General features: G+C 63.5%; 15 protein-coding genes. 2 read left to right on the forward strand and 13 right to left on the reverse strand.

What is annotated here, in order from left to right; all coding sequences use genetic code 11:
• Positions 1 to 24: 24 nt before the first annotated feature.
• The 10 genes from JC607_RS14000 to JC607_RS14045 form a co-directional block, all read right to left on the reverse strand.
• Positions 25 to 420, reverse strand: a complete 396-nt coding sequence (locus tag JC607_RS14000; RefSeq protein WP_198837545.1) for a hypothetical protein — start codon at positions 418 to 420, stop codon at positions 25 to 27.
• 2 nt (positions 421 to 422) lie between these two features.
• Positions 423 to 1,721, reverse strand: a complete 1,299-nt coding sequence (gene nuoF, locus JC607_RS14005; RefSeq protein ID WP_198837546.1) for an NADH-quinone oxidoreductase subunit NuoF — start codon at positions 1,719 to 1,721, stop codon at positions 423 to 425.
• 12 nt (positions 1,722 to 1,733) lie between these two features.
• On the reverse strand, positions 1,734 to 1,955 hold the full coding sequence (locus JC607_RS14010; protein WP_198837547.1) for a DUF5337 domain-containing protein: 222 nt from the start codon (positions 1,953 to 1,955) through the stop codon (positions 1,734 to 1,736).
• Between the two features lie 11 nt (positions 1,956 to 1,966).
• Positions 1,967 to 3,046, reverse strand: coding sequence for an NADH-quinone oxidoreductase subunit NuoE (gene nuoE, locus JC607_RS14015; RefSeq protein ID WP_198837548.1), 1,080 nt, complete (start codon positions 3,044 to 3,046; stop codon positions 1,967 to 1,969).
• A 111-nt stretch (positions 3,047 to 3,157) separates the two neighbouring features.
• Positions 3,158 to 3,451: a hypothetical protein gene (locus JC607_RS14020; protein ID WP_198837549.1), complete on the reverse strand. Its 294-nt coding sequence runs from the start codon at positions 3,449 to 3,451 to the stop codon at positions 3,158 to 3,160.
• Positions 3,451 to 3,726, reverse strand: coding sequence for a hypothetical protein (locus JC607_RS14025; protein ID WP_198837550.1), 276 nt, complete (start codon positions 3,724 to 3,726; stop codon positions 3,451 to 3,453). Before JC607_RS14025 ends, JC607_RS14020 begins: the two co-directional genes overlap by 1 nt.
• Positions 3,723 to 4,991 (reverse strand): NADH-quinone oxidoreductase subunit D, encoded by a 1,269-nt coding sequence (locus tag JC607_RS14030; protein ID WP_370584809.1) that lies wholly within the window; start codon positions 4,989 to 4,991, stop codon positions 3,723 to 3,725. Before JC607_RS14030 ends, JC607_RS14025 begins: the two co-directional genes overlap by 4 nt.
• Positions 4,988 to 5,596 (reverse strand): NADH-quinone oxidoreductase subunit C, encoded by a 609-nt coding sequence (locus tag JC607_RS14035; RefSeq protein ID WP_198837551.1) that lies wholly within the window; start codon positions 5,594 to 5,596, stop codon positions 4,988 to 4,990. Before JC607_RS14035 ends, JC607_RS14030 begins: the two co-directional genes overlap by 4 nt.
• Positions 5,597 to 5,601: 5 nt before the next feature.
• Entirely contained in the window at positions 5,602 to 6,150 is a 549-nt protein-coding gene (locus tag JC607_RS14040) for an NADH-quinone oxidoreductase subunit B family protein (RefSeq protein ID WP_172361806.1), read from the reverse strand.
• The gene (locus tag JC607_RS14045) at positions 6,141 to 6,506 is read right to left on the reverse strand and encodes an NADH-quinone oxidoreductase subunit A (protein ID WP_092896257.1); all 366 of its coding nucleotides are present in this window, start codon (positions 6,504 to 6,506) and stop codon (positions 6,141 to 6,143) included. Before JC607_RS14045 ends, JC607_RS14040 begins: the two co-directional genes overlap by 10 nt.
• A 373-nt stretch (positions 6,507 to 6,879) precedes the next feature.
• Here JC607_RS14045 and JC607_RS14050 point away from each other — a divergent pair, with 373 nt between their 5' ends.
• Positions 6,880 to 7,344, forward strand: a complete 465-nt coding sequence (locus tag JC607_RS14050) for a hypothetical protein (RefSeq protein WP_198837552.1) — start codon at positions 6,880 to 6,882, stop codon at positions 7,342 to 7,344.
• 198 nt (positions 7,345 to 7,542) lie between these two features.
• Here JC607_RS14050 and JC607_RS14055 read toward each other — a convergent pair whose 3' ends face one another.
• The gene (locus tag JC607_RS14055; RefSeq protein WP_198837553.1) at positions 7,543 to 8,775 is read right to left on the reverse strand and encodes a DegT/DnrJ/EryC1/StrS aminotransferase family protein; all 1,233 of its coding nucleotides are present in this window, start codon (positions 8,773 to 8,775) and stop codon (positions 7,543 to 7,545) included.
• A complete protein-coding gene (locus JC607_RS14060; RefSeq protein WP_198837554.1) occupies positions 8,772 to 10,088 on the reverse strand; it encodes a TCR/Tet family MFS transporter in 1,317 nt (438 codons plus the stop codon). Before JC607_RS14060 ends, JC607_RS14055 begins: the two co-directional genes overlap by 4 nt.
• A gap of 169 nt (positions 10,089 to 10,257) precedes the next feature.
• Between JC607_RS14060 and JC607_RS14065 the strand changes: the two genes are divergently transcribed.
• On the forward strand, positions 10,258 to 10,659 hold the full coding sequence (locus JC607_RS14065; protein WP_198837555.1) for a hypothetical protein: 402 nt from the start codon (positions 10,258 to 10,260) through the stop codon (positions 10,657 to 10,659).
• Positions 10,660 to 10,822: 163 nt separating this feature from the next.
• Here JC607_RS14065 and ptsP read toward each other — a convergent pair whose 3' ends face one another.
• A complete protein-coding gene (ptsP, locus tag JC607_RS14070; RefSeq protein ID WP_198837556.1) occupies positions 10,823 to 13,066 on the reverse strand; it encodes a phosphoenolpyruvate--protein phosphotransferase in 2,244 nt (747 codons plus the stop codon).
• Positions 13,067 to 13,316 lie beyond the last annotated feature (250 nt).

Consider the following 13,316-nt stretch of genomic DNA (forward strand, 5'->3'; position numbering starts at 1 on the left):
CGTGCTGGCTGAAACATCCCGTGATCATGCGCAGCCTCCGGCGAAAAGCCAGGCGCCTGCCCGATCATATTTCCCGATGGCTTTTTCGCGGAACTGGCCGCCTGCGGCCGCACAGGTCGCGCGGGCGGCTTTCTTGGCCAGCGCACCCTGATCGTTGCGCAGGCCCCCGGCGGTAGTCACCCGGATCTCCTGGCCGCCAATCGGGCGTGCGCCGACCACGGTCAGCTGCAACCCGGTCGGGCCGGGGCGAACCTCGCCCTGGATCGCCTGGCCATCGACCTGAACCTGATGCAGGCCCGGCGTCACCGTTTCCGGCAGCGGCGTATGGATCACCGCGCAGCCCGACAGGACAAGCGCCAGCGCCACAGCCGGAAGGCTGCGGGCGGGGGCCGTCATGTTGGGGATTGCGCGAACAGTCATGATTATTCCGCAGCCAGCGCGGCCGAGATACGGCCGGTGCGTTTTGCCTTGATACGATCTTCGATTTCCTCGCGGAAATTGCGGATCAGACCCTGGATCGGCCAGGCAGCAGCGTCGCCAAGGGCGCAGATCGTGTGACCTTCGACCTGTTTGGTGACCTCAAACAGCATGTCGATCTCTTCGACCTCGGCATCGCCGGTCACCAGACGGTCCATCACCCGCATCATCCAGCCGGTGCCTTCGCGGCACGGCGTGCACTGGCCGCAGCTTTCATGTTTGAAGAATTTCGACAGGCGCCAGATCGCTTTGATCACGTCGGTCGACTGGTCCATCACGATCATGCAGGCGGTGCCGAAGGAGGATTTCAGCTCGCGCATGCCGTCATAATCCATGATGGCGTTTTCGCACATATCGGCGGTGAGGATCGGGCAGGATGCACCGCCCGGGATCACCGCTTTCAGGTTCTTCCAGCCACCGCGCACGCCGCCGCCATGTTTCTCGATCAGCTCGCGCATCGGGATCGACATCGATTCTTCGATCACGCAGGGCGCATTCACATGGCCCGACATAGCGAAAAGCTTCACGCCGGCATTGTTCGGACGGCCAAAGCCCGCGAACCATTCGCCGCCACGGCGCAGGATGGTCGGCGCCACCGCGATGGATTCGACGTTGTTCACCGTGGTCGGGCAGCCATAAAGACCCGCCCCTGCCGGGAAAGGCGGCTTCATCCGGGGCATGCCCTTGCGGCCTTCAAGGCTTTCAAGCAGCGCGGTTTCCTCGCCGCAGATATAGGCCCCTGCCCCATGATGCAGGTAAACGTCGAAATCATAACCGGATTTCGAGGCATTGCGCCCAATCAGGCCGGCATCATAGGCCTCGTCGATCGCGGCCTGCAGCGCCTCTTTCTCGCGGACATATTCACCACGGATATAGATATAGGCGGCCACCGCATTCATCGCGAAACCGGCGATCAGGCAGCCTTCGATCAGCGTATGCGGATCATGGCGCATGATTTCGCGGTCTTTGCAGGTCGCGGGTTCGGATTCGTCGGCATTGACCACCAGATAGGCCGGACGCCCATCCGAGACCTTCGGCATGAAGGACCATTTCATCCCCGTCGGGAAGCCCGCACCGCCGCGCCCGCGCAGGCCCGACTTCTTCATCTCATCCACGATCCAGTCACGGCCTTTGGACATGATATCCGCCGTGCCATCCCAATGGCCGCGCGCCATTGCCCCTTTGAGAGTGCGGTCATGCATCCCGTAGAGGTTCGTGAAGATGCGGTCCTGATCCTTGAGCATCGCTCGCTCTCCTTACGCCCGGCGCCCGCGCCAGATCTGATACGTCACGGCCAGGGCCCAGATGAAACCGGCAATCGCTGCGAGATCGAAGAGGAAGACAAACCGCGTCTCCCAGCCGAAATGCCCGCCGAGCCATTGCCCGCCCATCCACAGGATCATCGTCGCCGCAATGACAACAGCCACAAGGCGCACCTGGCGCCCGCGCTTGATGTCATGTGCCGATGGCCCTGTCATGCCCCCTGCCCTCAGTAATCGTTGGTCTTTGCCCGGATGCGGAATGCGTCCAGACCTTCAGCCAAAATCAGTTTCGCCTGCGCCACCCATTTGTCACGGGTCACGCGGCCTTTGAAGCCCTTGAGATTCTGGTCAACCCAGGTGACTTCGTCATCGCTCCAGCCGGCAATCTGGTCGAAATGGAAAAAGCCGAGCTCATGGCAGAGCCGTTCCAGCACCGGACCGATGCCTTCGATTTCCTTGAGGTTATCCGCCTCGCCGCCCCGCGGCCCGCGCAGCGCTTCGGGCTGTTTGCCCTCTGCCGCCACTCCCGTCACCGGTTCCGCCGGTTTCGCGGCAGGCTCAGCGGCGGGCTTTTCGGCCAGCGCCACCCCGCCCTCGCGATTGCGGATCCAGGACAGGTTCAGCGCCTCTTCGGTGCCGTCGATCCGTTTGACCGTCTCGCCGATATCCACCGCGCGCTGCACCGATCCGTTCAGCGCCAGACCCTTGCCCTTATAATCGGCCAGCGAGGTCAGGCCGGTGACCGGCTCCGACGAATAGCGGCCGCTTTGGGAGCCGGGCTGCGGCACTTCGCCGTCGCGGAAGCGCGCGATCAGCCCGCGCAGCGCCGTGGGCGTCAGGTCCTCATAGTAATCCTTGCCGATCTGGGCCATCGGCGCATTGGCGCAGGCACCGAGGCATTCGACCTCTTCCCAGCTGAATTTGCCATCGGCGGAAACCGTATGCGGCGCCGGTGCGATCAGCTCTTTGCAGACCTCGATCAGCTCTTCTGCGCCGCAGATCATGCAGGAAGTGGTGCCGCAGATCTGGATATTCGCAACAGAGCCAACCGGTTGCAGCTGGAACATGAAGTAGAAGGTCGCGACCTCAAGCACGCGGATATTCGCCATACCCAGCATGGTCGCGATATATTCGATCGCGGGCCTGGTCAGCCAGCCTTCCTGCTCCTGCGCCCGCCACAACAGCGGAATGACCGCCGAGGCCTGGCGCCCTTCGGGATATTTGCTGATCTGCCCCTCGGCCCAGGCCAGGTTGGCGGGCGTGAAGGCGAAACTCGCAGGTTGCTCGTGGTAAAGGCGGCGCAGCATGTCAGATGATCCCGACGAAAGAAAAAACGGCTTTGATGTACAGGAGCCCGAAGGGACCATGCACAAAGAAGGGGGTCAGGACCAAAACAGGGATGAGCCCGACCAGCAGCATCAGGGGCATTTCTCCGTTTTCACGGTGAGGGCCCAGGTATTCTCGTCCAGCTCCGCCGATCCGTCGGCAAGCATTTCTTCGACGACCACGGCGGTCCAGTCGTCGCTGAACCCAAGCGGCGGCAAGAGGGTCGTCGCTTCTTCCTCGGTCATCGTGCAGCCATGGGCTTCAAGCGTCTCCGTCAGAAGCGCCTTCCAGTCGGTGCCGGCGGGCGGCGCCTCCTGAGCAGACGCCGGGAGAAGCGCGGGCCCGGCCAGCAGCATCACGGCAAGGGGGGCAAGACGATACAGCATCAGCAGCCAAGCCCCTTGAGGCGGAAGGCGCCCTCGCCCTCTTCCAAAAGGAAACCGCCGATGATCAGCTGAACCGAGGCCGCCATGGCGCTCTCGTCATTCATCCCGGTCAGGCGGTTCTGAACGGCGTCATTATTGGCCTGGGTCAGCACACAGCCCTCTGCCGCAATGGCGGCGGCGACCTGCTTTGCCTCTTCCCCGAGTTCAGTGGTCTGGGCAAAGCCCGCGACCGGCAGGGCCAGCGCCAGAAGAGCCGCCGCGAAACGTGCCGTCATCTGTCCACCTCACCAAACACGATATCCATCGTCGCAATGATCGCCGAGACATCGGCCAGCTGGTGGCCCTTGCCAAGGTAATCCATCGCCTGGAGATGGGCATAGCCCGGCGCGCGGATCTTGGCGCGGTAAGGCTTGTTCGTACCATCTGCCACGAGGAAGACGCCGAATTCGCCCTTGGGCGCCTCGACCGCGGCATAGACCTCGCCCGCGGGGACGTGGAAGCCTTCGGTATAGAGTTTGAAATGGTGGATGAGCGCCTCCATCGAGGTCTTCATCTCGCCGCGCTTCGGCGGCGACAGCTTGCCGCGCGCCATCACATCGGTCTGGGCCGCAGGCTCGCGCAGTTTCGCGATGGCCTGCTGGATGATCTTGACAGATTCCCGCATCTCCAGCATCCGGCAGAGATAGCGGTCATAGCAGTCGCCATTCTTGCCGACCGGCACCTGGAAGGTGAATTCGTCATAGCATTCATAGGGCTGCGCACGGCGAAGGTCCCAGGCGAGGCCCGATCCGCGCACCATTACACCCGAGAAGCCCCAGTCCAGCGCGTCCTGTTCCGACACGGTCGCGATATCGACGGTGCGCTGTTTGAAGATGCGGTTCTCGGTGATCAGCCCGTCAAGGTCATCGACCAGTTTCGGGAAGGTCTGCGACCATGCCTCGATATCGTCGATCAGCTTCGGCGGCAGATCCTGGTGGACGCCACCGGGGCGGAAATAGGCGGCGTGCAGACGGGCGCCACAGGCGCGCTCGTAGAACTGCATCAGCTCTTCGCGGGCGGTGAAACCCCAGAGCGGCGGTGTCAGGGCGCCGACATCCATCGCGCCGGTGGTGACGTTCATCAGATGGTTCAGGATGCGGCCGATTTCCGAATAGAGCACCCGGATCAGGCTGGCGCGGCGCGGCACCACAGTGCCGGTCAGCTTTTCAATCGCCAGACACCAGGCATGTTCCTGGTTCATCGGCGCCACATAGTCGAGGCGGTCGAAATAGGGCAGGTTCTGCAGGTATGTCCTGCTTTCCATCAGCTTCTCTGTGCCGCGATGCAAGAGGCCGATATGCGGGTCGGCGCGTTCGACGATCTCGCCATCCAGCTCCAGTACCAGACGCAACACACCATGGGCCGCAGGGTGCTGCGGGCCGAAGTTGATGTTGAAATTGCGGATCCGCTGCTCGGACGTCTCGATATCCATCGAGCCGTCATCATAGAAGTTCCGGCGCATATCCTGCGAGCCAAGGCCGTTGCCGGTGCCGTCCATCATTTCGGTGCCTCCGCTTTCTGGTCGCCCGGAAGGATATATTCCGCGCCTTCCCAGGGCGACATGAAGTCGAACTGGCGATATTCCTGCACCAGCTTCACCGGCTCATAGACGACGCGCTTCTGCACTTCGTCATAGCGCACTTCGACATAGCCGGTGGTGGGGAAGTCCTTGCGCAGCGGATGGCCACGGAAACCGTAATCGGTGAGGATGCGGCGCAGGTCGGGATGGCCCTGGAAGATGATCCCGAACATGTCGAAGGTCTCGCGCTCGAACCAGTTGGCACCTGGATGCAGGCTCGTGAGCGAGGGGATCATTTCCTCTTCGCGCAGCGCGACTTTCACGCGGATGCGCTGGTTCCGATACATCGACAGGAAATGGTAGACGACATCGAACCGCGCCGGGCGTTCCGGATAATCGACCGCCGTGATGTCGATCAGCGTCGAAAAGCGACAGGTCGCCTCGTCCCGCAGATATTCAATCAGCGCAAGAAGATGCGCCGGCGTCGCCAGCAGCGTCAGCTCGCCATGGGCCACGGAATGCGACAGCACCGCGTCGGGCTGGCGCAGGGCGATGGTGGCTCCGAGTTCGTTCAGCGCGTCAGACATCCTGTTCACCTCACCAGAGTGCCGGTGCGGCGGATCTTCCGCTGCAATTGCAACAAGCCATAAAGCAGCGCCTCGGCCGTAGGCGGGCAGCCCGGCACATAGACATCGACCGGCACCACACGGTCACAGCCGCGCACCACCGAATAGCTGTAATGGTAATACCCACCACCATTGGCGCAGCTGCCCATCGAGACGACATAGCGCGGCTCGGGCATCTGGTCATAGACCTTGCGCAAAGCGGGCGCCATCTTGTTCGTCAGCGTGCCGGCCACGATCATCAGATCCGACTGCCGGGGCGAGGCGCGCGGCGCCATGCCAAAGCGTTCCACGTCGTAATGCGGCATCGACATCTGGATCATCTCGACCGCGCAGCAGGCCAGACCAAAGGTCATCCAGTGCAAAGATCCGATCCGGGCCCAGTTGATCACATCCTCGGTCGAGGTCAGCAGGAAGCCTTTATCCTGCAGATCGCGCGAGAAGGCCGCGACATCGCCGTCGCGGTCCAGCCCCACCGTGTTGGCTCCCGTCTGCACTTTACCCGGCATCACTCCCATTCGAGAGCTCCCTTCTTCCATTCATAGGCGAAGCCGATGGTCAGCACGCCAAGGAACACCATCATCGACCAGAACGCGGTCATCGAGATCTCGCTGAACGCAAGCGCCCAGGGGAAGAGGAAGGCGACCTCAAGGTCAAAGATGATGAACAGGATCGAGACCAGATAGAACCGGACATCGAATTTCATCCTGGCGTCATCGAATGCGTTAAACCCGCATTCATAGGCCGAGACCTTTTCAGGGTCCGGGTTCCGGATTGCGATCACCGCAGCAGCGAGGATCAGGACGAGGCCAAGCCCCACCGCGATCACGAGCAGAATGACAATCGGAAGATACTCTCGGAGAAGCGTGTCCACGAGATGCTCCTTCAGCTGGCGTCAGCGAGCCTGCGGACCCTTTTTCGACCCGCTTGCACTCATTGGTTCGCTTTACCCCTGCCCCCGCCCGGGGTCAACCGAGGGAGAGGGGTTTTCCCACCCTTCCGAAGGGGGATCACCCTTGTTTTGCTGCGTTGCATGCGACCGCATCCTAAAAAGAATTTATGCCGGTGCTGCATCGCGGCACAGTTGCTGACCCCGGCGTCAGAAAGTCGCAGGCAAAGGAATCACGAAAGCGATTAGCTCCTGTATTCCCATGAAAAACAGTAAGAAATTATCCGCTGCCATTCCTGACCTTGACCGGAGCGCCCCGGTCGCATTGGTTCATCCCGATCAACAGCGGAGCATCGCAATGCCTTCCCCTCTCCGGAACCGCCCCCTGCCGGTACGTCGCGCAGCCCCCTTCATCGCCCTGCTGGCGGGCTTTGCCCTCAGCCTCTCGCCAGCCCTCGCCCAAGGGATTTGCGGGATCAGCATCCGGGCGCTGCAAGAGAGCCTCCTGCGCTTTGGCGAGAACTATCCGATTGCCCCCGACATCGATTGCGAGACCCCGGCCAGGCTGCCCGCGCATCGGCTGATGTGCGACAGCCTCTATGAGGATGAGCAGGAGCTCTGGCTGATGGGCAATCTCGATGACGCGGCCTGGGTCTATGCGCTGGAAAACGCGACCGGCACCGAGACAGATCACAGCAATCCACCGCGCGACGAGACCTTTATCGCCGACCGCGATGCCTGCACCACCGAGACCTGCCTGTGCGAGGTGCTGATCGGGCACACCAATGACTCACTTGGCGGCGAAAGCCCCTACCCGCAATAAAGCCAGTGCCGCGGGTTACTTGAGCCTGTTTTTACGTCGGGGAACTGGCGTGACAAATCTGGCGTCGAATATCTGGCCCGGATCTTTGGCGCCTTGGGCCCGCACGTGCCATCCGCAACCGGAGCGGATCATCCCAAGGGCCAGTCAGGGGTCAAAGCCCCTGCGGACCAGAGCAAGGCCCCGGGATACGGGCAGCGCTCATTCGATCACCGGCGCTTCGCCTGCGTCGAAATGTTCGGCCTGGCCGGTGATCAGCACCTCTTCCCGGATGATGCGGGCGATCAGATCCGCGTCCTCCACCGAAAAGGTCAGTGGCAGCCGCATATCCGCAAGGCCGGCGAGGATGCGGTCGGTCTTCGGGCAATGCTGTTCGCCGGCATAGCGCCAATGCGGATAGCGCGAGGTGAAGGCGACCGGCTCTTCGACCCCGAACCATTTCAGCTCCACCCCCCGCGCGATGCAGCGCGACAGGAGCATCCCGATCCGCGCGGCCTCCCAGTCGGGCAGCGCGAACTGGAAGGACGATCCGACATGGCGCTCGGCCACGGGGCGCCGGATCAGTCTGAGGCCGGGCGTATCGGCGAGGCCCTGCTCCATCGTCTCGTAAAGCGCGGTCCAGCGGGCGCGGCGTTCCGCCAGCAGCCCGACCTGGGGCCGCAGGATCGCCGCGCGCAGATTGTCCATCCGCCCCGAGACATTCGGGATATCAAGCCTGATGTCCCTGAACGCTTCGGGCCCGGGCGCGGCGCGGTGCCGGGCATAGAGCATGTAACTGCCTGAGAGCAGGATCATTTTTGCAGCGATATCCGCATCATCCGTGATCAGGAGCCCGCCTTCGCCAGAATTCATATGCTTATAGGTCTGGGTCGAATAGCAGCCGATCAGCCCATGCCGCCCCGAGGCGACCCCGTTCCATTCCGCCCCCATCGTATGGGCGCAATCCTCGATCACGATCAGGCCAAGCGTGCCACAAAGCGCCATCAGCGCCTCCATATCGCAGCTATGGCCGCGCATATGCGACAAAAGCAGGATCCGCGCGCCGGTTGCCCGGGCTTTCGCCGCCAGATCGTCGAAATCCAGCACCAGGTCTTCGGTGATCTCGACAAAGACCGGATGCCCGCCGGCGGCCTGGATCGCGCCCGGCACCGGGGCGAGTGTGAAAGCATTGGTCAGAACCGCCTCGCCATGTTCCAGCCCCACGGCCCGGAGCGCGCAGCCCATCGCATAGCCGCCGGAGGCCACGCCGAGACAATAGCGCGCCCCGGTGAAAGCCGCGAATTCTTCCTCAAGCAGCGCGGCTTCGGCGGTCTCGTCGCCTTGCGTATTGTAGCGATGCAGCCGTCCGTGGCGCAAAACCGCCAGCGCCGCCGCGATCCCTGCCTCCGGGATCGGCTCTTGCTGGGTGAAACTGCCGCTGAACCGCTCGCTCATTTATCTGCTGCCTCTGCTGTGTTGCGCCCCGTCGCGCTCCGCCCCGTCGTCCCTGTCAGCCATATGAACAGCACAAGCGCAAGCGCGAGGCAGGCCCCTGCCACCCAATAGGCCACATCCGGCGATTGCCATTCGCGGCCCTCGGCCATGAAATGCCCGAAGATCTGCGAGAAGAAAACCGTGCCGAACAGCATCGCGATATTGGTGATGGCGGAAATACCGCCCTGCAGCTCGCCCTGTGCGTTTTCGGGCACCTGGCGGGACATGATCGCCATAATCATCGGATGCACCAGGCCCTCGGGCCCGTGGACGAACATCAAAAAGACCACCACGCCCAGCCCGCCGGCAAGCCCGTAGCCTGTGGCCGCGATGCTGGCGCAGACGAGGCCGATCAGTGCGGTGCGATGCTCGCCAAACCGGCGCACGAAGACCCCGGTCAGCCCGCCCTGGAACCCCGCCATCACCAGGCCGAACACGGCCAGCGTCAGCCCGACCATGCCCTCGGACCAGCCGAATTTCGCCATGCCCCAGAAGGTCCAGATTGCCGGATAGACCGAGGAGGCGAAGAAGAAGACGAACAGCACCACGCAGAGCGGCACCGCCCCCGGATAGGTGCGAAACACCCGGAAGGCGCCAAAGGGATTGGCGCGCGCCAGCTCGAACCGGCGGCGTTTTGCGGGGCTGAGGCTTTCAGGCAGCACGAACCAGCCATAGGTGAAGTTCAGGAACGAGACGCAGGCGGCGACGATAAAGGGAATGCGGGTGCCGATCTCGCCCAGCAGGCCGCCGATCGCAGGCCCGATCACAAAGCCCACGCCAAAGGCCGCGCCCATCAGCCCGAAGGCGCGGGCGCGGTCTTCGGGCGCGGTCACATCGGCGATATAGGCATTGGCGATGACCCAGCTCGAACCGCAGACCCCGGCGAGCACGCGCCCGACAAACAGCCAGAACAGCGTCGGCGCCCAGGCCGAAAGCAGGAAATCCGCCCCCAGACCGAACACCGCCAGCAACAGAAGCGGCCTGCGGCCAAAGCGGTCGGACAGGTTCCCCGCCAGCGGCGAGCAGATGAATTGCGAGACCGCAAAGGCCGCAAACATCCAGCCCCCGATCTCTGACGCGCGGTCAAGCCCGACATGGCCCACCTCTTCGATCAGCCGCGGCAGAACCGGCATGATGATGCCAAAGCCCATCATATCCAGAAAAACCGTGATCAGAACAAAGGTGACCGCATGTTTCGATGCGGGTCCGGGCAAAGGCTGCGAGGATGGGGAGGGCGCAGGTTCGGCGGCAAAATTCTGGCTGTCGGCGGGCATATCACACCAGGGCGAGAGAGGGCGCCGGAAACGGCCAGGCGCAGGCGCCAGACCCTGCCCCCGTGCCTCTGCTTTGTCAAATCACCGCAAGATGACGGTTTTCGTCATTGGACCCGGGCCTGCCCGCCATGCGAGATTTGCGGGCAGAATACAGGAGAGGTTTTCCCCGATGCGCTTTGCCCGTTTCCGCCCCTTCCGCCCCGCGCTCCGCCATCGCGGCTTTCCCCGCCTCCTCGCCCTCGCCGCAGCGTCTTCGCTGGTGCTGGGCTTTGCCGTGCCGGTCAAGGCCGACCTGGTGATCCAGGGCCGCGCCGCCCAGGCGCTGCATTGCGCCGCGCTCCTGTTCATCGCCTCGGAGGAGCTTTATCAGGCCGGCTATATCACCCGCGCCGATTACAGCGGGGCACAGGCCGCCTCGGTCCGGATGCTCGATTATGTCCCAGGCACCAGGGATCAGAAAGTCCAGGCCATGGGCCAGCGGTTCGAGAAACTGCTCAGCCGCAAGAGCCTGCCGCAGCTCATGACGGAATTCGACGAAACCGCGCCCTGGTGCGGCAAGACCTTCCTCTGACCAGCCGCTCATATCCCTGAACCCGCCTCTCGCGGCCCGATCCATTGCGGCTCCGGCTTTCGCGCCGCGCTTTTCATCTGTCCTTAAACATCCCGGGGGGAGCGCGGCCCTGGCCGCGGGGGGGGCGGAGCTGGCCCCCCTCACCTTCCCGGGTTCTGCCTGGTCAGGCCGGCTGTGTCGCCAGCCAGGCCATCAGCCGCGGCCGGATCGTTTCCTCCCCCGCCGCACGCCCCGCCTCGATCACCGCCCGCACCTCGCCCAGATCGACACTGCGGATCAGCGCCTTGACCGGCCCGACCGAGGCCGGCCGCATCGACAGCGACCGGAATCCAAGCGCCGCCAGCACCAGCGCCTCGACCGGCCGCCCGGCATCCTCGCCGCAAAACGACAAGGGTGTCGCGGTCTCGGCGCAGCGCGCGATGATCTGCTCGAGGAAGGTCAGGAAACTGACATTCAGCGTGTCATAGCGTTTGCGCACCCGTTCATTCTCGCGATCTGCCGCAAAGAAGAACTGTTTCAGGTCATTGCCCCCGACCGAGACAAAATCCACCTGTTCAAAAAACGCCTTCGGCGCGAAGACCAGCGAGGGCGTCTCGCACATCGCCCCGATCTCAAGCGTCTCCGGCACGGGATGGCCCAGCGATTTCTCACGGTGGATCTCGCGCAGGGCCTGGGCGCGCGCCTGCATGAACTCGCCATATTCCGCGACGAAGGGGAACATCACGGTCAGGGGCCGCCCCGCTGCCGCCCGGATCAGCGCCTGCATCTGCATGCGCAAAACCCCCGGCTTATCCAGCCCCACCCGGATCGCGCGCCAGCCCATCGCGGGATTGGGCTCGTCATTCGGCTTCATATAGGGCAGCACCTTGTCCGACCCGATATCCAGCGTCCTGAAGGCGACCCGCCGCCCGCCGGCCGCCTCCAGCACCCGGGTGTAAAGCGAGGCGAGCTCGGCCCGTTTCGGCATCTTATTGCGGATCAGGAACTGCAATTCGGTGCGGAACAGCCCGACCCCTTCGGCGCCCGATCCTTCAAGGCTCGGCAGATCCGCCATCAGCCCGGCATTCATCAGCAACGAGATCACCGCGCCGCATTTCGCCTGGGCCGGCAGGCCTTTCAGCGAGGCATAGCGTTTCTGGGCTTCGGCCTGCATAGCGATCTTGTCCCGGAAGGCGCGCGAAACGGTTTCATCGGGCCGAAGATGCACGATACCCTGATCACCATCCACCAGGATATTATCACCATTAAGTGCCTCGGCGCTGATCCTTTCGGCATGGATCACCAGCGGGATCGACAGCGCGCGCGCGACAATCGCGGCATGAGAGCCGACCGAGCCTTCCTCCAGCACCACGCCTTTCAGCCGGCGGCCATATTCCAGCAGTTCCGCCGGGCCGATATTGCGGGCAATCAGGATCGGGTTTTCCGGCATCGCCGCCCCGGTATCGGCGCCCTGGCCGGTCAGGATCCTGAGGAGCCGGTTCGACAGATCGTCAAGATCCTGCAAGCGTTCGCGCAGATAGGCATCCGGCACCTGTTCCAGCCGCGCCCGCGCCGCCGATTGTTCTTTTTCGACCGCCGCCTCGGCCGAAAGGCCCAGGGTGATGTCTTCCTCCATCCGCTTCAGCCAGCCGCGCGAATGAGCGAACATGCGATAGGCTTCCAGAACCTGCTTCTGGTCCTTGTCAAGCTGCTCGGCCTCCAGCAGATCATCGATCGAAATCCGGAGCCGCCCCACCGCATCGCGGATCCGGTCGATTTCCAGCAAAGGATCATCGGCGACCGGGTTGGTCACCACCACCCGCGGCTCATGCAGCCAGACCTTGCCCTCGGAGGCGCCCTCCTGGCCGGAGGTGCCGCGAAACATCAGCGACTGGCGGTGGATCGGGCGCCCGCCGCCATCATCGCCGGCAAAGGCGCCCAGTTCCGTCATCTCGGCCAGCACCATGGCCACCACTTCCAGCGCATCCAGCTCGTCTTCGGAGAACACCCGCGCCTCTTTCGACTGCACGACCAGCACGCCCAGCTTCTCGCCCACCCGCTGCAACGGCACACCGAGGAAAGACGAGAAGATCTCCTCGCCGGTCTCGGGCATGAAACGGAATCCCTTTTCCGAAGGCGCATCGGCGGTGTTCACCGGCAGGCCTGTGCGCGCCACACGCCCCACCAGCCCCTCGCCGAGCCGCATCCGCGTCTTGTGGACCGCGGATTTCTTCAGCCCTTCGGTGGCGAAGAGCTCAAGCGTTTCCTCATCGCGGAACAGATAGATCGAACAGACCTCGGTCGCCATGGAATCGGCGATCAGATGGGTGATGCGATCCAGCCGGTCCTGGCCCTTTCCGGGCATGGCAAGCACATCGCGCAACCGCCGCAGCAGCCTGCGGCTCTCACTCTCGGTCCGTTCGGGCATGATCGGGGCGCGACCTCCGTCGATGAGCTGATCCGGGATCAGTTTCGCCCCTTAGACCACAGCTTCGCGGCAAGGGGAACGGCCCGCTCACGCCGCAATGCGGCAATCGGATGGACCGCCCTATTGTCGGGCAGTCAGGGACGAGAGACGGCGTAAGCACCACACAGCGAGCGGAGTCACTTTGAGCCCATTGCGGACGGTCGAGGTAAACCTCAGACTATTGTAGGGACGGGGAGTTGGAGTCGGAAAA

The sequence above is a fragment of the Paracoccus sp. IB05 genome, assembly GCF_016405985.1.
Lineage (GTDB): Bacteria > Pseudomonadota > Alphaproteobacteria > Rhodobacterales > Rhodobacteraceae > Pseudogemmobacter.

Coding starts and splice junctions, on each gene's coding strand:
- JC607_RS14050 (WP_198837552.1), top strand. CDS start 6,880: ATGCCTTCCCCTCTCCGGAACCGCCCCCTGCCGGTACGTCGCGCAGCC.
- JC607_RS14010 (WP_198837547.1), bottom strand. CDS start 1,955: ATGACAGGGCCATCGGCACATGACATCAAGCGCGGGCGCCAGGTGCGC.
- nuoE (WP_198837548.1), bottom strand. CDS start 3,046: ATGCTGCGCCGCCTTTACCACGAGCAACCTGCGAGTTTCGCCTTCACG.
- JC607_RS14035 (WP_198837551.1), bottom strand. CDS start 5,596: ATGTCTGACGCGCTGAACGAACTCGGAGCCACCATCGCCCTGCGCCAG.
- JC607_RS14040 (WP_172361806.1), bottom strand. CDS start 6,150: ATGGGAGTGATGCCGGGTAAAGTGCAGACGGGAGCCAACACGGTGGGG.
- JC607_RS14060 (WP_198837554.1), bottom strand. CDS start 10,088: ATGCCCGCCGACAGCCAGAATTTTGCCGCCGAACCTGCGCCCTCCCCA.
- JC607_RS14065 (WP_198837555.1), top strand. CDS start 10,258: ATGCGCTTTGCCCGTTTCCGCCCCTTCCGCCCCGCGCTCCGCCATCGC.
- JC607_RS14030 (WP_370584809.1), bottom strand. CDS start 4,991: ATGATGGACGGCACCGGCAACGGCCTTGGCTCGCAGGATATGCGCCGG.
- nuoF (WP_198837546.1), bottom strand. CDS start 1,721: ATGCTCAAGGATCAGGACCGCATCTTCACGAACCTCTACGGGATGCAT.
- ptsP (WP_198837556.1), bottom strand. CDS start 13,066: ATGCCCGAACGGACCGAGAGTGAGAGCCGCAGGCTGCTGCGGCGGTTG.
- JC607_RS14000 (WP_198837545.1), bottom strand. CDS start 420: ATGACTGTTCGCGCAATCCCCAACATGACGGCCCCCGCCCGCAGCCTT.
- JC607_RS14025 (WP_198837550.1), bottom strand. CDS start 3,726: ATGACGGCACGTTTCGCGGCGGCTCTTCTGGCGCTGGCCCTGCCGGTC.
- JC607_RS14055 (WP_198837553.1), bottom strand. CDS start 8,775: ATGAGCGAGCGGTTCAGCGGCAGTTTCACCCAGCAAGAGCCGATCCCG.
- JC607_RS14020 (WP_198837549.1), bottom strand. CDS start 3,451: ATGCTGTATCGTCTTGCCCCCCTTGCCGTGATGCTGCTGGCCGGGCCC.